This is a genomic window from Maribacter orientalis (assembly GCF_900109345.1).
Taxonomy (GTDB): domain Bacteria; phylum Bacteroidota; class Bacteroidia; order Flavobacteriales; family Flavobacteriaceae; genus Maribacter; species Maribacter orientalis.
In genome coordinates this window covers 32558-53391 of the sequence record NZ_FNZN01000013.1, presented here as the reverse complement: position 1 = coordinate 53391, position 20834 = coordinate 32558, and the positions used below count along the sequence as shown (strand labels likewise).

Annotated in this window: 21 protein-coding genes; 9 read left to right on the top strand and 12 right to left on the bottom strand. The window is 33.6% G+C overall.

Going from position 1 to position 20834, the window contains the following annotated elements:
- Positions 1–260 precede the first annotated feature (260 nt).
- Positions 261–2807 carry a phosphoenolpyruvate carboxylase gene (locus BMY56_RS17675; RefSeq protein ID WP_091627378.1) on the top strand — a complete coding sequence of 849 codons (2547 nt, stop codon included), beginning with the start codon at positions 261–263 and terminating at the stop codon, positions 2805–2807.
- A gap of 62 nt (positions 2808–2869) precedes the next feature.
- Here BMY56_RS17675 and BMY56_RS17670 read toward each other — a convergent pair whose 3' ends face one another.
- The 12 genes from BMY56_RS17670 to BMY56_RS17610 all read right to left on the bottom strand — a co-directional run bounded on the left by BMY56_RS17670 (position 2870) and on the right by BMY56_RS17610 (position 13734).
- The gene (locus BMY56_RS17670) at positions 2870–3187 is read right to left on the bottom strand and encodes a hypothetical protein (protein WP_091627376.1); all 318 of its coding nucleotides are present in this window, start codon (positions 3185–3187) and stop codon (positions 2870–2872) included.
- Positions 3188–3406: 219 nt separating this feature from the next.
- Complete coding sequence (locus BMY56_RS17665; protein ID WP_091627373.1) at positions 3407–4900, bottom strand: M20/M25/M40 family metallo-hydrolase; 1494 nt, start codon at positions 4898–4900, stop codon at positions 3407–3409.
- Positions 4901–5380: 480 nt separating this feature from the next.
- Positions 5381–6145 carry a tryptophan synthase subunit alpha gene (gene trpA, locus BMY56_RS17655; RefSeq protein WP_091627367.1) on the bottom strand — a complete coding sequence of 255 codons (765 nt, stop codon included), beginning with the start codon at positions 6143–6145 and terminating at the stop codon, positions 5381–5383.
- Position 6146: 1 nt separating this feature from the next.
- Positions 6147–7331 (bottom strand): tryptophan synthase subunit beta, encoded by a 1185-nt coding sequence (trpB, locus tag BMY56_RS17650; RefSeq protein ID WP_091627365.1) that lies wholly within the window; start codon positions 7329–7331, stop codon positions 6147–6149.
- Positions 7328–7954 carry a phosphoribosylanthranilate isomerase gene (locus BMY56_RS17645; RefSeq protein WP_091627362.1) on the bottom strand — a complete coding sequence of 209 codons (627 nt, stop codon included), beginning with the start codon at positions 7952–7954 and terminating at the stop codon, positions 7328–7330. The genes trpB and BMY56_RS17645 overlap by 4 nt, the downstream gene beginning before the upstream one ends.
- A 4-nt stretch (positions 7955–7958) precedes the next feature.
- The gene (trpC, locus tag BMY56_RS17640; RefSeq protein ID WP_091627486.1) at positions 7959–8741 is read right to left on the bottom strand and encodes an indole-3-glycerol phosphate synthase TrpC; all 783 of its coding nucleotides are present in this window, start codon (positions 8739–8741) and stop codon (positions 7959–7961) included.
- A gap of 31 nt (positions 8742–8772) precedes the next feature.
- Positions 8773–9768 carry an anthranilate phosphoribosyltransferase gene (gene trpD / locus BMY56_RS17635; RefSeq protein ID WP_091627359.1) on the bottom strand — a complete coding sequence of 332 codons (996 nt, stop codon included), beginning with the start codon at positions 9766–9768 and terminating at the stop codon, positions 8773–8775.
- Between the two features lie 34 nt (positions 9769–9802).
- Positions 9803–10366 carry an anthranilate synthase component II gene (locus BMY56_RS17630; RefSeq protein WP_091627356.1) on the bottom strand — a complete coding sequence of 188 codons (564 nt, stop codon included), beginning with the start codon at positions 10364–10366 and terminating at the stop codon, positions 9803–9805.
- A gap of 1 nt (position 10367) precedes the next feature.
- Complete coding sequence (locus tag BMY56_RS17625) at positions 10368–11765, bottom strand: anthranilate synthase component I family protein (protein ID WP_091627354.1); 1398 nt, start codon at positions 11763–11765, stop codon at positions 10368–10370.
- Positions 11766–12030: 265 nt separating this feature from the next.
- The gene (locus tag BMY56_RS17620; protein WP_177170996.1) at positions 12031–12612 is read right to left on the bottom strand and encodes a YceI family protein; all 582 of its coding nucleotides are present in this window, start codon (positions 12610–12612) and stop codon (positions 12031–12033) included.
- A gap of 30 nt (positions 12613–12642) precedes the next feature.
- Positions 12643–13275, bottom strand: coding sequence for an NAD(P)H-dependent oxidoreductase (locus tag BMY56_RS17615; RefSeq protein WP_091627348.1), 633 nt, complete (start codon positions 13273–13275; stop codon positions 12643–12645).
- Positions 13276–13287: 12 nt separating this feature from the next.
- Complete coding sequence (locus BMY56_RS17610; protein ID WP_091627346.1) at positions 13288–13734, bottom strand: MarR family winged helix-turn-helix transcriptional regulator; 447 nt, start codon at positions 13732–13734, stop codon at positions 13288–13290.
- A gap of 139 nt (positions 13735–13873) precedes the next feature.
- On the opposite strand from BMY56_RS17610, the gene BMY56_RS17605 reads away from it, so the two are divergent.
- The 8 genes from BMY56_RS17605 to rpsU all read left to right on the top strand — a co-directional run bounded on the left by BMY56_RS17605 (position 13874) and on the right by rpsU (position 20831).
- Positions 13874–14182, top strand: coding sequence for a rhodanese-like domain-containing protein (locus BMY56_RS17605; RefSeq protein WP_091627343.1), 309 nt, complete (start codon positions 13874–13876; stop codon positions 14180–14182).
- Between the two features lie 56 nt (positions 14183–14238).
- Complete coding sequence (locus tag BMY56_RS17600; protein WP_091627341.1) at positions 14239–15516, top strand: DUF2851 family protein; 1278 nt, start codon at positions 14239–14241, stop codon at positions 15514–15516.
- A gap of 11 nt (positions 15517–15527) precedes the next feature.
- Positions 15528–15755 (top strand): PspC domain-containing protein, encoded by a 228-nt coding sequence (locus BMY56_RS17595; RefSeq protein ID WP_027067864.1) that lies wholly within the window; start codon positions 15528–15530, stop codon positions 15753–15755.
- Between the two features lie 3 nt (positions 15756–15758).
- Positions 15759–16766, top strand: coding sequence for a potassium channel family protein (locus BMY56_RS17590; protein ID WP_091627338.1), 1008 nt, complete (start codon positions 15759–15761; stop codon positions 16764–16766).
- 89 nt (positions 16767–16855) lie between these two features.
- Positions 16856–18466 carry an alanine/glycine:cation symporter family protein gene (locus BMY56_RS17585; RefSeq protein WP_091627335.1) on the top strand — a complete coding sequence of 537 codons (1611 nt, stop codon included), beginning with the start codon at positions 16856–16858 and terminating at the stop codon, positions 18464–18466.
- Positions 18467–18666: 200 nt separating this feature from the next.
- Complete coding sequence (locus BMY56_RS17580; RefSeq protein WP_245737282.1) at positions 18667–19356, top strand: ComEA family DNA-binding protein; 690 nt, start codon at positions 18667–18669, stop codon at positions 19354–19356.
- A gap of 10 nt (positions 19357–19366) precedes the next feature.
- Positions 19367–20536 carry an acyl-CoA dehydrogenase family protein gene (locus BMY56_RS17575; protein ID WP_091627483.1) on the top strand — a complete coding sequence of 390 codons (1170 nt, stop codon included), beginning with the start codon at positions 19367–19369 and terminating at the stop codon, positions 20534–20536.
- Positions 20537–20636: 100 nt separating this feature from the next.
- Positions 20637–20831: a 30S ribosomal protein S21 gene (gene rpsU, locus BMY56_RS17570; protein ID WP_027067859.1), complete on the top strand. Its 195-nt coding sequence runs from the start codon at positions 20637–20639 to the stop codon at positions 20829–20831.
- Positions 20832–20834 lie beyond the last annotated feature (3 nt).

Here is a 20834-nt window from a genome sequence, read left to right as displayed (position 1 = left end):
AGAGTCCTGCGTTTAGAACAAGACTCTTTTACGAGAACACTATATGAAAATGAAAATTTTATTTGCTTGATTACACTATAAATGTAGATAGCTTTGTCTGTATTTAGGAATATTTGTTGTCAATACATACTATTTTGTGGTTTACTTCTAGTAAAATGATATTTCAGTGTAATGATTCTCTAAATTCTCTTGGAATAGCGATATTTATATTCGAAATTTATAAAGTTTGCCATAATGGTATGGCCAAAAGTTTTTGAAATATGCAACAACAAGAAAGGTTGGCAGAGTTTAAAAAGTCTGTCCAAAATAAATTTAATGTCTATAATAGTCTATTCCTCAATTTACCTTACAAGAATATTGAGAATGTAGGTATGTTGATACCGTTATTACTGAACCAATCAGAAAAAGGTTTGAGTAATGGCCTTAATCCAAAAGAAATATTAGAAAATTTTTTCGAAAATTTTGTGGAGATAGAATCAGAAAAAGAACAAATTGATTTTATGTTTCGTATTATACAATATGTAGAGCGCCAAGTGGTACTTTATGATAGTGTTGAAGATGCAGCATTCCCGAAATTACATAAGCATTCTAGTTCATTGTCATTAAGAGAATATTTTCAATTGGTTGAAAAGAATAATTCTTGGGATACTATTTGGGATAAATTAAGCACCTTCAGTGCTAGAATTGTACTTACGGCTCACCCTACACAATTCTACACTCCTGCAGTATTAGATATTATCACCAATCTTAGAACATTGATTCTTGAAGATAAAATTGATGAGATAGATGTTGGATTACAGCAATTGGGACTTACCTCGTTAATTAATGCGACCAAACCGACGCCATTAGACGAAGCTAAGAACATCATTTATACATTGCGAAATGTATATTACGATGCAATTGGTGATATGTATGCCTATATAAAAGGTAGTGTGGGATCAAAGGAATTTGAGAATCATGATATTGTGAAATTAGGATTTTGGCCAGGTGGTGACCGTGATGGGAATCCGTTTGTAACAGCAGATATTACTAGAGATGTAATGAACGAGCTTCGTTTAACATTAATGAAATGTTATTACAATGAGCTAAAGAGTCTTTTGCATAAACTTACTTTTAAGGATGTACAAGAGCCATTACAGAAATTGCGATCCAATCTGTATATCGCAATGTTCGATAGTTTAAAAGATATTGGATATAAAGATTTGATAATTCCCCTTGAGGAAATTAGACTAATCTTGATTGAAAAATATCAAGGACTTTATTTAAAAGATTTAGAACGTTTTATTGACAAAGTGAAAATTTTTAAAGTTCATTTTGCTACTATAGATATTCGCCAAGACCATAGTATGCATACTAAGGTTATGGTAGAGGTTCTTAAAAAGAAAGAATTTATTAAGGAAGAACTTAGTGAATTATCTGAAGAGCGCCTAATTGATATTTTACTGCATGAAAATTTCCAATTAGAACCAAATGATTATGAAGAGGAAATTGTAAAGGATACTATTAAGAACATTCTTCAATTACAAACTATACAAGATAAGAATGGTGAGGAAGGTTGTAATAGATATATCATTAGTAATTCTGAAGACGTTTTCTCTATTTTGTTTGTATATGCCCTTTTTAGATGGTGTGGTTGGGCAGATAAGAAAATAACGTTTGATATAGTTCCGTTATTTGAAACTATGAATGGTATGGACAGTGCACAGGAAACTATGCGATTTATGTTCAACTTGCCAGAGTATAGGTCGCATGTACAAAGTAGAAATAATAAGCAAACGATAATGTTAGGCTTCTCTGATGGTACTAAAGATGGTGGTTATTTAAAAGCGAATTGGTCTATTTTAAAAACAAAAGAAGAGCTTTCTGCTGTATGTGATGAAAATGATATTGCAGCTATTTTCTTTGATGGTAGGGGAGGTCCACCGGCAAGAGGTGGTGGCAAAACACACCGTTTTTATGCAGCACAGACAAAAGAAGTTGCGAATAACGAAATACAACTTACCATTCAGGGGCAAACTATTACAAGTACTTACGGTACAAAAGAGCAATTTATTTATAATAGTGAGCAATTATTGACAGCAGGATTATCTAATACCATTTTAGGAAAGGAAATTTCAATTTCTGAAACTGATAGAAAGTTAGTAGAAGAGCTATCTGAATTAAGCTTTAAGAAATATGATGAATTAAAACATCATGATAAGTTTATGCCTTATTTAGAGAATATGAGTACGTTGAAGTACTATACCAAGGCAAATATTGGTAGTAGACCAGGTAAACGTGGTAATAAGGCTAAATTAGAGTTGTCTGATTTGCGGGCTATTTCATTCGTAGGATCTTGGAGCCAGTTAAAGCAAAACGTACCAGGCTATTATGGAATTGGTACAGCATTAAAGTCTTTAGAAGATAATGGCAGATTTGAGGAAGCGCAAAAGCTTTATGAGGAAGTACCATTCTTTCAAGCTCTAATGATGAATAGTATGATGAGTCTTTCAAAATGCTATTTTGAATTGACTAGCTATATGAAAGAGAACGAAGAGTATGGCGCATTTTGGGAAATTCTTCATGCAGAGTATATACTTTCAAAAGCAATGTTATTGAAATTATCTGGTATGGAGATTTTGATGGAAAAAGAAGCAATTTCTAGAGAGTCTATTAAAATTAGAGAGAATATAGTTTTACCATTATTAGTGATACAACAATATGCACTTCAAAGAATTGGCGAAGGCACAGAATTTAAAGAGTTGTATGAGAAAATTGTTACTCGTTCTTTATATGGTAATATTAATGCGAGTAGAAACTCGGCTTAATCTTAAGTTTTTAATATAATTCATAGAGCCGACTTAATTTAGGGCGGCTCTTTTTTTTATTTCTATTCGAATAATGCAAGAAGTTGTTTGTAGCCTTGCCAACTGTAAGTACCATCATTAGTCACAAATGTTTCGTTGAAATTGCTAAGTACAAACTTATCCACGGTTGAACATCCACCAATTTGAAGATCCCTTAATTGTAGCTCAAAACGAATCAGTTCTTCAATATCGTATGTTGTTAAAACCTTTGATGAACTATTTAAGTTTGCGGTAATTAGTCCCAGGTCATTTATAATATAAATGTTTTGCCGTTTACCAAAATAACCCAACGATGTAATTTCAATAGTATATTGTTCACCATGCTGTAAACACTCAAACATTGTAATTATTTACTTGGTTGTATATTTTTATTTGGCATTGTGCCTAATAAGTCAAAATTAGGTGCTATAAAAAAAGGTAAAGAAAAAATAGGCTGAGGTGATTTTTAAATATCATACTAAAGTAAAGTCAATTATTATGCCGTTAATTTTGTTGATTTACATTCATTAAAAGCAGGCTTTAATTAAAAGACTGTAGAAAATAGTTGATATGACAAAATATTACATCTTCGTGCTCAACAGGGAATAAAAAGTTTCAATACCGTAAGCAATCTGACCAATCTTTAAATTCTCATTCGGGCTATGTTGATTGTTGTCAGGGTTTACCATAGGAACAATAAACGCAGGTATTTTTAATTCATTAATAAATGGAGAAATAGGCACAGTACCACCCATAATTCTTATTTGAACCGGTTTTTCACCAAATTTGTTTTCCAAAATTTTTACTATTGATTTTCCAAATGGGTTATTCAAGTCCGTTCTAAAAGCATCGGTAACAGATCCTTCTTGAACTGTAACAATATGGTCATACTTTAAACGCTCTTCTTTGGTAGGAACACTGCTCATCACATGATACCCTTGTTTTTTAATATGATCTTTTACTAAAGCTTTTAGATGGTTGCCATCAGATTCAGGTACTAATCTCAAATCTAATTCCGCAGTAGCTGTAGCAGGCACTATTGTTCTTGCTTGATCGCCAATCCATGCAGAACCTAATCCTCTTATATTTAAAGAAGGGTATTGTAGCGCTTCTTGATAAAAACTACCTACTTTTTCAGGAGTTGAAATGGCTAAATTAGAATTGATTTCTTCTGCATTATCGGGTACGCTCCTCAATATCTCAAGAGTTGCCTCGTCTAAGGTAATTCCGTCATAATAACCCTCTATTAGAACTTTCCCTTCAGCATCTTTCATAGTGGCAAGTAGTTGAGCTAATTGAAACCCAGGGTTTGGTGCATAATTACCATAATGACCACTATGTTGAGGTTTAATGGGGCCGTAAGTAGTCAGTGAGAGTGTAGTTATACCTCTACAGCCATAAACGATAGTTGGTTTTCCTGAAACATGAACAGGTCCGTCATTAATGACTAAGAAATCTGCTTTAAGCAAATCTTTATAGGTGCGTACCGCTTTTGGTAATGGGGCGCTGCTTTTTTCCTCTTCACTATCTAAAATGACTTTTACATTATATGGGATGTCTACATTTTCTTTTCTAAGAATATCAATTGCATTTAAGAACATTACGATAGGGCCTTTGTCATCTGAGGTTGATCTACCAAAAAGGCGCCAATCATAATTAATATCATCAGATAAATCAGAAAATGATTCCGTTTTCCAGCCATCCTCAGTTTTAGATTTTAAAACTACTTTGTATGGATCAGGTTGGTCCCATTTTGATGGGTCTACAGATTGTCCATCTAAATGCATATAAAATAAAATAGTAGGCTTGCTATCATCCATAGGTAATGCTGCAAAGAATAAGGGAAGACCTTCAGTATCTAAAATAGAACTATTGAATCCTCGTTCTGTAAACTTTTTTCTAAGCCAAAAAAGATTAGAATCTATATCATCTGCATTCAATGCATCATTAGGTATCGCAACAAAATCGCTCAATTCGGTTATAGCATTGGCTACCTTAGATTTTATTAGAACAGAGTCTTGTGAATAACTAAAACAAAGAGATAAGTATAGTAGGTAAGAAATAAATTTTTTCATGAATGTTCTTGTATATATATTCTTTAAAAGTAATGAAAATGCTGTGAAATCTATTTTAAATGGAGTAGTACATATGTTAAGGCTCATAATATGATTGTCGAATTATTTTTAATGTCACATATACCCTGCAGACATGATTAGTATATTGTGTCTTGATGTTATATTTTAATCAATAAGGTAATTAAAACCGTAATTGAATAATCCCCAATCATCACCTAAAATGGTAGTGAGTACTTAAAAAAATAAGACTATTTGCTAATTTTTAATTTGAATAATTTCAGGACAATTAAACGAATAAGTAGTACAAATGGAAACCCATGTAATAACACATCAAACCAATCCATAAATCCCATTCCGTGCGCGCCTCCAATAATCCATTTTAACTTTCCATAAATGTGAGGCTCAGGAAAAAAAGGTGCCATCCCCAAGGTTAGACATAACAGGAGTATCAATTTCCAATTGCTTGTGAATTCTTTCAAATTAACGTATTTTATTAATGAAATCGGCTATTTTGGTAATTCCATTTGCCGTCAAATGTTTAATAAAAGCTGAACCAATAATGGCACCTTTAGCAGTTTTAGTGGCTTGTTTAAAAGTTTCCGCGTCTTTAATACCAAACCCAACAATCTGTGTGTTTTTTAGATTCATTGCTGCAACGCGCTCAAAATAATTTTCTTGCTCTTGCCCAAAACCAGATTTTGACCCTGTTACACTTGCCGAGCTAACCATATAGATAAATCCATCTGAAGCCTTGTCGATTTGGTGAATACGCTGATCACTAGTTTGCGGAGTAATTAAGAAGATATTTAACAACCCATATTTTTTGAATATTGCTTCATAATCCGATTGATACACATCTAAAGGTAAATCGGGCATAATTAAACCATCAATACCTATCTCATGACATTTTTTACAAAATGCTTCAACGCCATATTGTAGCATTGGGTTGAAATATCCCATAATAATCAAGGGAATAGAAACAGATTTTCTAATGTCTTTTAATTGGTCAAAAAGTAGTTCGGTAGTCATACCATTTTTTAAGGCATGGGTAGAACTTTCTTGAATTGTAGGGCCGTCTGCTAAAGGATCACTAAAGGGTAAACCTATTTCAATCATATCTACATCATTCTTCTCCAAATCTTGAATAATCTGAACAGTGTCATTTAAAGATGGATACCCAGCTGTAAAATATATGGAAAGAAGTTTCTTGTCTTCTTGTAATTTGCTTTTTATTCTATTGCTCATCTTATGCTAGCTTAAAATAATCGATATACGTGTTCAAATCTTTATCACCTCTTCCAGAAAGACTAATTACTACAACATCATCTTTCTTGAATTTTTTATGGGCAAAAATGGCAAATGCATGTCCCGTTTCAATGGCGGGTATGATTCCTTCTAATTGTGTTAATTCTAGCCCTGCAGCCATAGCCTCATCATCGGTAGCCGAATAAAATTCTGCACGACCTGTTTTGTATAAATGCGAATGCATAGGTCCGACACCAGGGTAATCTAATCCTGCAGAAATAGAGTAGGGTTCGGTAATTTGTCCATCAGGTGTTTGCATCAGCATTGTTTTACAGCCATGAATAATTCCAACTTTTCCTAAAGCAGAAGTTGCTGCACTTTCTCCTGAATTTACGCCTTTACCTGCTGCTTCCACAGCAATAATACCTACTTCAGGTTCATGTAAAAAGTGATAATAGGTGCCTGCGGCATTACTGCCACCACCAATACAAGCAACAACATAATCAGGATTTTCACGTCCTTCTTTTTCTTTTAGTTGCCATTTTATTTCTTCGGATATAACAGATTGAAACCGCGTCACCATATCAGGGTAGGGGTGTGGCCCAATCGCAGAGCCTATAATATAATGCGTATCTACCGGATTGTTGATCCAATCTCTGATTGCTTCATTTGTCGCATCTTTTAGCGTTCTACTGCCAGATTTCGCTGGTCTAACCTCTGCGCCTAGCATTTTCATACGGGCCACATTTGGTGCTTGACGAGCAATATCGATTTCACCCATATATACAATACATTCTAAGCCCATTAACGCACAAACCGTAGCGGTTGCAACCCCATGTTGACCAGCGCCCGTTTCTGCAATTATTCTAGTCTTGCCTAATTTCTGAGCCATTAGTATTTGACCAATTGTATTATTAATCTTATGCGCACCTGTATGGTTAAGGTCTTCTCGCTTCAAATAAATTTTACAACCGTGCTTTTCAGAAAGACGTTTGGCAAAATATAATGGAGATGGTCTGCCAACATAATCTTTTAATAGCTGGTTAAATTCTTCTTGAAAAGAATCCTCATACATTATTTTTAGATAGTTGGCACGCAGCTCCTCAACATTGGGATATAGCATTTCTGGAATAAAGGCACCGCCAAATTCCCCATAATATCCTTTTTCGTCAGCATTATAATTCATAGCGCTTTTTTAAATAGTTGTAATTCTTCAATTTTTTTTAATCCTGGTGCTGCTTCAAATTTACTGTTCACATCAATTGCAAAGCAGTATTTAGATTCAGGTAATTTTATGAATTCGTTTATTTTATCAAGGTTATTTAACCCAATACCTCCACTTAAAAAGTAAGGTTTGGTTGAAGGATAATTTTTTAAAACAGACCAGTCGAAAGTATACCCGTTACCACCAGGTAATTTTCCTTTGGTATCAAAAAGATAATAATCACATGCTTTCTCATAAGTAGTTAGTACATCAAAATCAAATTCCTCCTTTATGGAAAAGACCTTAATGATATCAACTTTATGATTTGTTTTTTTTAATTCTGATGCAATTTCTGCGCAATATTCTGGACTTTCATGACCATGTAACTGCAATCCTTGTAATTGATATTTTTTAACCATCTTGATAATATAATCAAATTCGGCATCAACAAAAACTCCTATTTTATTAATGTAATGAGGGAGTTCTGGAATTTCACCTTCAAAGAATCTGGACGAATGTTTCCAAAAAATAAAGCCAAGATAGTCTGGTCGCAATTGTGCGACTTCGGCTGTATTTAATTTCATGCCACAGATTTTTAGCTTCATGATTCTATTTTAAATTCTGGATAAAGTCTATGGCACTTTGTCCTGGGTTATCGGTTTTCATGAAATTTTCTCCAATTAGAAATCCTTTGTAACCATATTCTTTTAATTCTTGGATGGCCTCAATAGAACTAATACCACTTTCTGATACTTTCACAAAATCATCAGGTATCAATTTAGATAATAACTTACTAGTATCAAGACTTACCTCAAAAGTTTTTAGGTTACGATTATTAACCCCTAACATATCTAAACTTGGCATAATAGATTTATGTAATTCTTCTTCATTATGCACCTCCAAAAGAACATCTAACCCTAAACTTTTGGCAAGCTCAGAAAAGGTTTTGATTTCTTGTTTCGTTAAAATTGCTGCAATTAATAAGATGACATCTGCGCCATATGCCTTTGCTTCTATTATTTGATACTCATTGATAATAAATTCTTTACGAAGTAATGGTAGTTGAACCGACGCCCTCGCTAAAATTAAATCTTCAATAGAACCACCAAAATATTTGATATCTGTAAGTATGCTCATTCCACAAACACCGGCTTTTTCATACCCCTTTGCTACCTGGCCAACATTTGCATTTTGGTTAATACTCGCTTTGGATGGGGACATTCGTTTAAATTCAGAAATTATACCCATATCATTTTGCCTCAATGCATTTGACAAGGAGTTGGTTTTTCTTTCAAACAAAGCCGATGCCTCATATTGTGATACAGGGATTATCGATTTTTTTAATTCGACCTCCTTACGTTTGTCTGCTACTATTTTTGAAAGTATATCCATGTTTGATATGTTCATTACGAACTTAGCCATTTTATTTCCTGCTTAATTCTTGTATTTTTTTCAATGCTGCCAAACCTTTTCCGTTTAACAAAGATTCTTTGGCTCTTTCAAAACCTTGAATTGGAGTCAAGCCTTCTACTGTTGCAATGGCAATACCGGCGTTAGCACAAACTACGTTGTTTTGTGGCTCTGTTCCTTTTCCTTGCAAAACGTTTAAGAAAATTTGAGCAGAATCCTCTATAGAATCACCACCAACAATATCTGATTGCTTTATAGAATTCACGCCAAAATCTGAAGGTTTTAACATGCCCTCTGTGGTATTTGAAATGGTTTTAGTATTTCCGGTCAATGAGATTTCGTCGTATCCATCTAATGCATGTAAAACGGTGAAGTTTTTATCGGTCTTCTGATAAAGATATCCGTACATACGAGCCAATTCTAAATTAAATACACCTACCATTTGATTTTGAGGAAATGCCGGATTCACCATAGGACCCAACATATTAAAGAAAGTCTTCACCCCTAAGTCTTTTCGAATAGGTGCCACGTTTTTCATTGCTGGATGAAATAATGGTGCATGCAATACACATATACCTGCCTCATCGATACATTTTTCTAGGAAATCGGTTTCATTACTAAATTTGATGCCAAGAAACTCCATGACATTACTACTACCACACTTCGATGAAACTCCATAATTACCATGTTTGGTTACTTTTACACCGGCACCTGCCGTTACAAAAGAAGCCAAGGTTGATATGTTGAATGTGTCTTTACCATCACCACCAGTACCGCATAAATCGATTGGGTTATAGGCAGATAAATCTATGGCCAAACATAAATCTAATAAAGCATCTCTAAACCCCTCTAATTCTTCGATGGTAATACTGCGCATCATGTACACCGTTAAAAAGGCAGCTATTTGACTGGTATTATAATCACCTTTCGCAATGTTGACCAAAATACGTTTTGCGTCTTCTTTAGAAAGTATTTCGTGATTTATAAGTTTATTAAGTGTTTCTTTCATTTTCTTGATAATAATAAATTCGTAGAGCTGTATACTAATTCTTCACCCAATTCTCTAGCATTTTTTTTCCGTGTGGCGTTAATACCGACTCTGGATGAAACTGTACAGCACGTACATCATAGGTTTTATGGCGTAAAGACATAATCTGTCCGTTTTCATCAACTGAGGTTACTTCTAGAACGTCAGGAAGTTCAGGATTAACAACCCATGAATGATATCTACCCACTTCAATTTCAGATGGTATCCCTTCAAAAATAGAATCCTTTACCGTGATTTTAATTTTAGTTGCAATACCGTGATAAACTTCTTCTAAATTTATTAGTGAACCACCAAATACTTCGGCAATCGCCTGTTGGCCTAAGCAAACGCCGAATATACTTTTTGTGGGCGCATATGTTGAAATGATTTGCTTTAATAGACCAGCTTCATCAGGAATGCCAGGACCAGGAGAAAGCACTATTTTTTCAAAAGCATCAACCTCCTCTAATGTTAGTTGGTCATTTCGTTTTACCACGACTTCACAATCTAACTCTTCTAAATAATGAACAAGGTTGTACGTAAAACTGTCGTAATTATCAATAACTAGTATTTTCTTCATTTTAAATTTCCTCCGCTATTTCTAGTGCTTTGGTTAAAGCGCCTAATTTGTTATAGGTTTCTTGTAGCTCGTTTTCTGAGTTAGAAGCTGCCACAATACCTGCCCCTGCCTGATAATGAAGTTCATGGTTTTTACTGAGAAAAGTTCTAATCATGATAGCATGGTTGAAGTTGCCGTTAAAGTCCATAAACCCGATTGCACCACCATAATATCCGCGACTTGTTTTTTCGTATTTTTCAATAAGTTGCATTGCCATGTGCTTTGGCGCACCACTTAATGTGCCAGCCGGAAAGGTGTCTGCCACTACTTTCATGGTAGAAATATCATTTTTTTTCATTCCAGTAACCTTAGAAACTAAATGTATTACATGTGAGAAAAATTGAACCTCTCTATAATTCTCGACTTGAACAACGTTGCCATTTCGACTTAAATCGTTACGAGCCAAATCGACTAACATTACATGTTCACTGTTTTCTTTGTCGTCAGCTTTTAATTCTTTAGCTAGTTCAGCATCTTGCTCGTCATTTCCGGTTCTTTTAAAAGTACCTGCAATTGGATGTATTTCAGCCTTACCATCACTTACAATTAATTGAGCCTCGGGAGAACTTCCGAAGATTTTAAAATCGCCATAATCGAAATAGAATAAGTATGGTGAAGGGTTCACCGAGCGTAAAGCTCTGTATACATTGAATTCATCACCTTTGAAACCTTGCGAGAATCTACGACTTAAGACCAATTGAAAAACATCGCCACGTTGGCAATGTTTTTTTGCCAACGTAACTTGTTCTCTAAATTCTTCGTCTTCTAAATTGGATTCTCTTTCGCCATCTATCTTGAAATTGTAGGTGGCAAAATTTCGAATGTTCAGAAGCTGCTCTAATTCTGGAATATTATTGTCTACCTCGTAACAATGAGCAAATAGATAGGCTTCATTTTTAAAGTGATTGATTGCAATAATATTTTGATACACGGCGTAGTAGATATCCGGTATCTGAATAGAATCTTCCTTTGCGGTTAAATTGACATCCTCGAAATATCGAACGGCATCATAAGCCATATATCCAAAAAGACCGTTGTTAATGAATTTAAAATCATTGTCATCCGCTTTGAAAGTCTTGCTAAATGCATCAATAATTTCAACAATATTAGTTTTTTCATCAATTTTCAATTCTTCTATTGTACCATCAGGATACGTTTCGGTAACGGTTTCGTTCTCAATTTTTATAGAAGCTATAGGGTTGCAGCAGATATAGGAAAAGCTATTATCATTTGCGTGATAGTCACTACTCTCCAATAAAATACTATTTGGAAAACGGTCCCTGATTTTTAAATAAATACTTACCGGGGTTAACGTGTCGGAAAGAATTTTTTTATGATATGTTTTAAATTGATAGGCCATAGGTACTTTTATAAAATAAGGAAGGCTTGTCGTGATGACAAGCCTTTATATAGTTTTACTACAATGATGCTTTGCTCACGTTGTTATTCGTAAGTTATTCCACCACCAAGTATTTGCAATTAAATTTTTCATTGAAGTTCAAATATATAAAGGAATTTTAAACTATCAAACTTTCCTTCTTCAAAAATAAAAATCCCTTTGAAATTTATCAAAGGGATTTAAAATTGTTTGAATTTGACTTAGGTAATACCTAAAATAATAATAATTATAGCGCTAGATCTACAACTAAATCGAACTCATCATAAATAGCTTTGTCTCCTAAGTCATCGAAGAAGCTTCCAGAACCATATTTAATATCATATTTAGTTCTATCAACTTTAATAGTAGCTGTTGCTTTATTTTCAAACATAGAAACTACAACAGTTACAGGCTTTGTAATTCCTTTTATAGTTAAATCTCCAGTTGCTGTGTATGAATTTTCATTCATCGCTTTTACTGAAGTAAAAACTAATTTAGAGTTAGGATTAGCATCTACACCGAAGAAATCTGCAGATTTCAAATGACCTTCTAATTTTTCTTTTCCTTGACCGGCTTCTAAATCGTTACATGTAAGAGATGTCATATCTACAACGAATTCGCCACCTATTAATTTCTTGCCTTTCATTTCTAAAAAACCAGATTTCAAATTTATTGAACCATTATGCTCCCCAGTAACTTTATATCCTTTCCAAGTAACGGTACTTTCACTAACTTTTACTGGTTTCTTTTCATCTTCATTAGGCGCAGAGGCAGATGCTGTTAAACCGAAAACTGCAACTAATGCGATACTTAATATTGTTTTTTTCATGTTTTTAATTTTAATTGTTAATGTGATTATTTATATGTGTGTAATAATTTGTTCTTTAGAATATCTAACCTTTGGGTAATTTTGAGTTTCGTCATCATCTGCTCTATAACCTACCGCTAAAACAACAGAAGCACTAAGGTTTTTATCATTAAGACCTAGTATTTCATTGTATTGTGCTTTGTCGAAACCTTCCATTGGGCAAGTATCAATTTCCATTTCGGCAGCAATGGTCATAAGGTTCCCAAGTGCAATATATGTCTGATCAGAAGTCCAAGAATTTTTTTGAGCATCTGGTAGACCTAAAAGTGTGCTCTTCATCATTTGTGAGTAACCTTCAAGGTCCTTTTTTGAAACACCACGTGTTTCAATTATATTATCAATATAATTGTCTACTAAACTGTCATCAAAAGTTGGTTTATTGGCAAGAACCAACAGGTATGAAGCATCGGTTATTTGAGATTGATTCCAAGAAGCCTTTCGTAGTTTAGATCTTACTTCATTATCTTCTATAACGAAGAAATGGTAGGGTTGCAAACCGTATGATGATGCGCTCAATCTTGCTGCTTCTAATAGAATATTCAAATCTTCTTTACTTACATTTTTAGAAGGATTAAACACTTTTGTGGCGTAACGCCAATTTAATTTGTCTAGAACTTTTTTCATTTATCTTTTTACTTAAAATTTATTTAATAGGATATTTAATTTGTGTAATTCAGTTTCATTAAAATTTCCAAGAATTTTCTTTTCTGTTTCAAAAAGTATTCCATCTAGGTCTTTTAGAATATTTAATCCTGACTCTGTTATACGAATTTCTACTTTTCTTCTGTTTTGTTTACATACAGTACGGTTAACATAACCTTTTAGTATAAGCTTGTCCACTAGCCTAGTGGTATTACTCATTTTAGAAACCATACGCTCATTTATAGTTGAAAGATTAGCAGGGTTGCCTTTTTGGCCTCTTAAAATACTAAGTACGTTATATTGTTGAATAGATATTTCAAATGGTTTTAGACATGTAGAGACTTGTTCGTCAATTTTGTTCATGATTAAAGACAAATGAATTATGGTACGCTTGTGAAGCGGTATTTTAATATTGGTTTTAATAACGTTTTCAACATTCATGTACATACAATATTTGTATATACAAATGTATATTTATTTTTTTGATTTTTTAGTTTTAGGTATTTAATTTTTTGTTAAAATTTTACAGCGGTTCCTGTTAAATAAAAATCGATTATTTTTACAACATAATTTTTATACTATGGCAGATTTATCGCAAAAAGATTGGGAAGAGCAGCTAGAAAAAGATTCTAATGCTGTTATACTTGATGTTAGAACAGAAGAGGAACTGGAAGAGGGAATAATTCCTAATTCTATTAATATAGACATATATAAGGGTCAAGAATTTATTGAGGAATTAGAAAAGTTAGACAAATCCAAAAATTACTACGTTTATTGTAGATCTGGTAATAGAAGTGGTCAAGCTTGTGCAATTATGAAGAGTATAGGTTTTGAGAATTCATATAACCTGCAAGGTGGTTTTATGAATTGGGAAGGAGAGACCGCTTAATATTTATTTCTCTAAAAAATACACCCGCTTTATAGCGGGTTTTTTACTTTTATAGAATGAGGGAAGATTTACTTCATTTTGTGTGGATGTACAGAAAGTACCCTATTAACAAACTTGAAACCAATTCAGGGGAAAGTATTATTGTAGAATCGACTGGTGTTCACAATCATTTAAGTGGTCCAGATTTTTTTAATGCTAAGGTTGAATTGAATGGCCAATTATGGGCAGGTAACATAGAGATTCATGTAAAATCTTCAGATTGGTATGCCCATAATCATCAAGAAGATAGTAAATATGACAATGTTGTACTACATGTAGTTTGGGATGATGATGTTTCGGTGTTTAGAAAAGATGGAACACAAATACCAACACTATCATTAAAACAATATATTTCTTTAGAGCTTTTAGAAACGTATCAATCACTTTTTGATTTAAGAAATTATAAATTTATTAATTGCGAAAAGGAATTTATTGATGTAGATGATTTTTTGAGAAATAATTGGTTAGACCGACTATTTGTAGAACGATTAGAGGAAAAATCTGTGTTCATAAATCATTTACTTGAGTCTACTAACAATGATTGGGAGCAGGTTTTGTTCTTAATGCTATTGAAAACCTTTGGATCAAAAATTAATAAGGACGTATTTATAGAATTGGGGAAAACTATTGATTTTTCAATAATTAGAAAGCTTCATCAAAAACCTTTAGAACTAGAGAGTTTGTTATTGGGGCAAGCAAGATTATTAGATGATGACCAAGTGATTGATTCGTATTATCAATTACTGAAAAAGGAGTATTCTTATTTAAAACATAAATATCAACTAAACCAGCCTTATAAAACACCAGAATTTTTTAGACTCAGACCATCTAATTTTCCTACGATAAGGTTGGCACAATTGAGCGCTATTTATTCTACGAACAATAATCTTTTTCATTTAATAATTGAAAAAGATGAGCCAAACATTTCTAAAATATTCAATTTAGGAACCAGTGAGTTTTGGGAGACTCACTATAACTTTGGGAAAACATCGAAAAAGAGTGTTAAGAAAATTTCAAATTCATTTTTAGATTTGCTAATGATCAATACCATTATTCCATTAAAGTTCTGTTATCAAAGGTATCAAGGGAAAGAAAATAATGAGTCGTTGTTTAAAATGATGATGTCCATTAAAAAGGAAGATAATAGTATAGTCGATAATTTCAGAAAATTGCATGTCTCGATTAAAGACGCGAAAGAGTCACAATCATATATTCAATTATATGATAAATACTGTGTTAAAGACAAATGCTTAGATTGTGCTGTAGGTGCATCTTTAATGAATATAAAAGTCTAATTTTATGCCCAATGAATGTATTCTATAAATTATTGTTATACTTTCAAAAAAGAGGTTTTGAGGTATGTGGTAGAATTGCTGAGCGTTTAGGAATAAGAGCACGAGTAGTTCGAACCTCCTTTATTTATCTAACCTTTGTTACTGTGGGTTTTGGTTTTGCGCTTTATCTTTTTTTAGCTTTTTGGCTTAGAATCAAAGATTTAATTTATACCAAACGAAACTCAGTTTTTGATTTGTAATCTATGATACAATTATTTAGGTCTAAAATTTATTTGGCACTAGCCCTAATGGTTATGGTATTGGCATTTGGTGTGCTCGGGTATAGAATTGTTGCAGACTATTCCTGGGTAGATGCATTTTATATGACCATAATTACGGTCACTACAGTTGGTTTTTCAGAAGTAAGGCCTATGGGGCCAGAAGGTAAGATATTTACCATAGTGCTAATCATTACCAGTGTTTTTATAGTGGGTTTTGCCATATCTATAGTTACAGAATACCTACTCTCTAGAAATTCAATTGAACTGCTAAAAAAGAAGAAAATGAAGAATGCCATTGAGAATTTAAATCAACATGTTATAGTCTGTGGCTTTGGTCGAAATGGTATGCAGGCTGCTGAAAGGCTAAAAGCCTATAAAAGACCATTTGTGGTTATAGAAAAAGATAAAGAAGTTATAGAAAGATTTGAGGATGAAATCTTATTCATTGAAGGTGACGCAAATGATGATGATGTATTATTAGAAGCCGGTATTGAGAGAGCTCAATTTTTGATTGCTGCCTTACCAGATGATGCTGCAAACCTTTTTGTTGTTCTGTCTGCCAGGCAAATGAAAAAAGACCTCTTCATTATAAGTAGGGCATCTTTAGTGAATTCTCAAAAGAAGTTATTCTTGGCAGGTGCAAATAAGGTGATAATGCCAGATAAGATCGGGGGAGACCATATGGCATCTTTGGTGGTAATGCCAGACCTTATCACGTTTATGGATAAGCTTTCGATGGAAGGTGAGAATACAACCAATTTAGAAGAGGTCGCAATTGAAGATTTCTCGAACCAAATAGAATGTAATTCATTGAGAGATTTAGATTTAAGAAAAAAAACCGGCTGTACAATTATTGGATACATATCGCCAGATGGCAAGTATATTATAAACCCGGAGGCTGATATGCAATTACAACCTAAAAGCAAGGTAATTGTTTTAGGTAGGCCTGAACAAATTAAAAAATTGAACAAAATGTTTCATATAGATTAAAAATCTTTATGGCATATAAATTTGACTGCATCCATTATTTTTAAGATATTGCTAGATTAACTAACTAATCCAAAATAAATCTGAAAACTATGAAGTATAAACTTCTGACTTTTTTGTCATTTTTACTACCCACATTAACCTTCGCACAAGAAAAAGGTTTAGATGAAAAAGTAAATGATGCTTTTATGCCATTTGCAACTTGGTGGGAAGCAACAGTATTGACATCTGTTCCCATTGCCGGTTATAATATACCTATAGTTTTGATTCTGCTAATTGCAGGGGCAACTTTTTTCACAATTTATTTTAAATTTCCTGGTATCACCAAATTTCCTTTAGCAATAAATGTGGTTCGTGGAAAATATGAGGAGATAGAAAAATATGGCTTAGAAAAAGTTCAGTTGCATATGACCGAAGATGGTGATATACCTGATACGATAAGAGATGAAAGCGAAGAGGGCGAGGTTAGTCATTTTCAAGCATTGGCTACTGCGGTTTCTGGTACTGTCGGGCTTGGTAATATTGCAGGTGTGGCTGTTGCTATCGCATTAGGTGGTCCTGGTGCTACATTTTGGATGGTTGTTTGTGGTATTATAGGAATGTCTACAAAATTTGTGGAATGTACTTTAGGAGTTAAGTATAGAGATGTTGGACCAGACGGTACAGTATATGGTGGACCAATGTACTATTTGTCAAAGGGACTTAGCGAAAACAACATGAAGGTTTTGGGTAAAATTCTTGCTGGAATCTTTGCTGTATTGTGTGTAGGAGCTTCTTTTGGTGGTGGAAATGCGTTTCAATCAAATCAAGCAGCTGTTCAATTAACAACCATGTTTAATTTAGAAGGTGGTGCTAACGGCGTTATCATCGGTGTAGTTCTTGCGGTTTTGGTTGGAATTGTAATTATTGGTGGAATTAAAAAAATAGCCAGTGTTACTGAAAAGATAGTACCATTCATGGCTGGGATATATGTTTTGGCTTCTTTGATCATTATTTTTGCAAACATCAAATATATAGGTGATGCCTTTGGTATGATATTCGCTGGTGCCTTTGCTCCCGATGCTGCAATAGGTGGTATTGTAGGTGTGATTATCGTAGGTTTTCAAAGAGCTGCCTTCTCTAATGAAGCAGGTGCTGGTTCTGCTGCAATAGCACATTCAGCTGTTAAAACAAGATACCCTGCGAGTGAAGGTATTGTTGCATTATTAGAGCCGTTTATTGATACGGTGGTAATTTGTACTATGACAGCTTTGGTAATTATATTCTTTAATATGGATGCGGGGGCATTTGATTATGGAAATGGAATCGGTAGTACTGTTTTGTTGAATGAAACAGGAGCTTATGTTGGTGGTGTTGATTTAACGTCTATGGCTTACGATTCGGTAATACCAGGGTTTAGATATGTTCTGACTATTGCTATTATTCTATTTGCTTTTTCAACCATGATATCTTGGTCTTATTACGGACTACAATCTTGGAAATATTTATTTGGTAGAGGTAAAACTGCTGATATCATTTATAAAGTAATGTTTTTAATGTTTGTTGTAATTGGTGCGGCCGCTACTTTAGATGCCGTGATAAAATTCTCTGATGCCATGATTTTAGCATTAGTTTTTCCAAATATGATTGGACTCCTAATACTCTTTCCAAAAGTTAAGAAGAGTTTTGAACGTTATTTAAAAGCTATTAAAGAGGTTTATTAATAGCTGATCTTTTGAAAAATTTAAAATCCCACTTCAAGTTCAACAAACAAGAACGAAGTGGGATTTTCTTTTTAATACTTTTCCTCATCATAATTCAAGTAGGATATGTTGTATATGATTCATATCAAATAAATGAGAAATACCCATTAAATATTGATAGTAACTTTCAGGTTAGAATTGATTCGTTAAAAAATGTTGCGTTGAAGAATGATACAGTTAAAGTGTATCCTTTTAATCCAAATTATATTTCAGACTTTAAAGGATATACATTAGGTATGTCAACTGATGAGATTGATAAATTACATCATTTTAGAAAGACTAATAAATTCGTTAATTCGGCTGAAGAATTCCAAGATGTAACCAACATTTCAGATTCATTATTGCAAGTTATTTCTCCTTTTTTTAAATTTCCAGAATGGACAACAAAGCAGGAATATAAACCAAGTAAGGTGAGTAGTAAAAAAAACGTAAATCCTACTACTGAGAATGTTATTTTTAAAGATTTGAATACAACCACGGCTGAGGAATTAAGGGTTGTTAATGGAGTGGGAGAGAAACTATCAGCGAGAATTATAAAATTCAGAAAGAGATTAGGTGGTTTTTTGGTAGACGACCAATTATTCGAAGTTTATTATTTAGATGAAGAAGTCGCTAAGCGTATATTAAAACAGTTTAAGGTAATTAGTAAGCCTAATATTGTCAAGATTAATATTAATACTGCAACCGCTTATGAATTGTCTAAATTGATATATATTCAAAAAGAGGTAGCTGAGCGAATAGTAAATTATCGTAATCTCAACGGAAGTATCAAATCATTGAACGAATTATTAAAAATAGAAGAATTTCCCGCAGAGCGAATTGATAGAATTAATTTATATTTGTCACTATAAAAAAAATGCTATGCAAAGTATGTACTTCAGTGAAGAACATCAATTATTTAGGGAGAGTCTAAAAGATTTTTTACAAAAAGAAGTTGTTCCACATATTGAAAAATGGGAGGAGACAGGTACTATTGAAAGGTTCATATGGAAGAAATTCGGAGATATGGGTTATTTCGGTCTAGCTACTCCAGAAGAAGATGGAGGCTTAGGTCTTGATCTCTTTTATACCGTAGTTCTGTTGGAAGAATTACAAAAAGTTAATTCGGGTGGTTTTGCTGCCGCAATTTGGGCACATGTTTATTTGGCAATGACACATCTTAATAAAGAGGCAGATTCTTTTGTTAAGGAAAAATATTTAAGACCAAGTGTTGATGGTGATAAAATAGGATGTCTTTGCGTCTCAGAACCTTTTGGTGGGAGTGATGTTGCTGCAATGCGCACAACTGCGGTTAGAGAAGGTGGTTTTTATATTTTAAATGGTTCTAAAACTTTTATAACAAATGGTGTTTACGCTGACTATATGATTGTAGCTGCTAAGACTGCACCGGAATTAGGAAATAAGGGAATTAGCATTTTCGTCGTCGATAGACAAAGTGAAGGTGTTACCGCTAATAAATTGAATAAATTAGGTTGGCGCGCATCTGATACTGCAGAACTAGCTTTCGATAATGTAAAAATTCCTGTTGAAAACCTTATGGGCGAAGAGCATATGGGTTTTTCTTACATTATGGAGCATTTCTCTTTAGAGCGATTGATAATGGGTGTAAATGCTCATGCTAGGTCAGAGCATGTTTTGGAGTACGCATTAAAGTATATGTCAGAAAGAGAAGCCTTTGGTAAATCTATAAATAAATTTCAGGCCCTGCGACATAGGGTGGCAGATTTGTATGGTGATATTGATATGTGTAAAGAATATAATTATTCAGTCGCATATCGTTTAGATAAAGGTGAGTATGTAGTTAAAGAGGCTACGATTTCTAAATTGAAATCTACTAAAGTTGCCGATGAGGTTGCTTATGAATGTTTGCAGTTCTTGGGGGGTTATGGTTATATAGAAGATTACCCAATGGCGCGTAACTTTAGAGATAGTAGACTAGGGCCTATAGGTGGTGGAACATCGGAAATTCTTAGGGAGATAATCGCTAAGATGGTCATAGATAAAAAAGAGTATAAAACTGCTAAGGTTTAATAGAAATAAAATTAGTATTTAAAAATTCGATTATTGGTTGCCTAAATGAATATAGTTGTTATATTTGCACCCTTAATCATAAAGAGAGGAGGTTTAGCCCATGTTAATAATACCAGTAAAAGAAGGAGAAAACATCGATAGAGCTTTAAAACGTTTCAAACGTAAGTTCGATAAGACAGGTACAATGAGACAGTTACGTAAGCGTCAACAGTTTAATAAGCCGTCGGTTGTTCGAAGAGCACAAATACAAAAAGCAGAATATATTCAAGGTCTTAGAGATCAAGAAGAAATTTAGTCT

Excerpts from the sequence above, each read along its gene's own strand:
- BMY56_RS17630 (WP_091627356.1), bottom strand. The coding sequence starts at position 10,366 with ATGAAGAAAATACTAGTTATTGATAATTACGACAGTTTTACGTACAAC.
- BMY56_RS17625 (WP_091627354.1), bottom strand. The coding sequence starts at position 11,765 with ATGGCCTATCAATTTAAAACATATCATAAAAAAATTCTTTCCGACACG.
- BMY56_RS17585 (WP_091627335.1), top strand. The coding sequence starts at position 16,856 with ATGAAGTATAAACTTCTGACTTTTTTGTCATTTTTACTACCCACATTA.
- BMY56_RS17575 (WP_091627483.1), top strand. The coding sequence starts at position 19,367 with ATGCAAAGTATGTACTTCAGTGAAGAACATCAATTATTTAGGGAGAGT.
- BMY56_RS17620 (WP_177170996.1), bottom strand. The coding sequence starts at position 12,612 with ATGAAAAAAACAATATTAAGTATCGCATTAGTTGCAGTTTTCGGTTTA.
- BMY56_RS17590 (WP_091627338.1), top strand. The coding sequence starts at position 15,759 with ATGATACAATTATTTAGGTCTAAAATTTATTTGGCACTAGCCCTAATG.
- trpD (WP_091627359.1), bottom strand. The coding sequence starts at position 9,768 with ATGAAAGAAACACTTAATAAACTTATAAATCACGAAATACTTTCTAAA.
- trpA (WP_091627367.1), bottom strand. The coding sequence starts at position 6,145 with ATGAGCAATAGAATAAAAAGCAAATTACAAGAAGACAAGAAACTTCTT.
- BMY56_RS17600 (WP_091627341.1), top strand. The coding sequence starts at position 14,239 with ATGAGGGAAGATTTACTTCATTTTGTGTGGATGTACAGAAAGTACCCT.
- BMY56_RS17610 (WP_091627346.1), bottom strand. The coding sequence starts at position 13,734 with ATGAATGTTGAAAACGTTATTAAAACCAATATTAAAATACCGCTTCAC.
- BMY56_RS17595 (WP_027067864.1), top strand. The coding sequence starts at position 15,528 with ATGAATGTATTCTATAAATTATTGTTATACTTTCAAAAAAGAGGTTTT.
- BMY56_RS17665 (WP_091627373.1), bottom strand. The coding sequence starts at position 4,900 with ATGAAAAAATTTATTTCTTACCTACTATACTTATCTCTTTGTTTTAGT.
- rpsU (WP_027067859.1), top strand. The coding sequence starts at position 20,637 with ATGTTAATAATACCAGTAAAAGAAGGAGAAAACATCGATAGAGCTTTA.
- BMY56_RS17605 (WP_091627343.1), top strand. The coding sequence starts at position 13,874 with ATGGCAGATTTATCGCAAAAAGATTGGGAAGAGCAGCTAGAAAAAGAT.
- BMY56_RS17675 (WP_091627378.1), top strand. The coding sequence starts at position 261 with ATGCAACAACAAGAAAGGTTGGCAGAGTTTAAAAAGTCTGTCCAAAAT.
- BMY56_RS17645 (WP_091627362.1), bottom strand. The coding sequence starts at position 7,954 with ATGAAGCTAAAAATCTGTGGCATGAAATTAAATACAGCCGAAGTCGCA.
- BMY56_RS17670 (WP_091627376.1), bottom strand. The coding sequence starts at position 3,187 with ATGTTTGAGTGTTTACAGCATGGTGAACAATATACTATTGAAATTACA.
- BMY56_RS17615 (WP_091627348.1), bottom strand. The coding sequence starts at position 13,275 with ATGAAAAAAGTTCTAGACAAATTAAATTGGCGTTACGCCACAAAAGTG.
- trpB (WP_091627365.1), bottom strand. The coding sequence starts at position 7,331 with ATGAATTATAATGCTGACGAAAAAGGATATTATGGGGAATTTGGCGGT.
- trpC (WP_091627486.1), bottom strand. The coding sequence starts at position 8,741 with ATGGATATACTTTCAAAAATAGTAGCAGACAAACGTAAGGAGGTCGAA.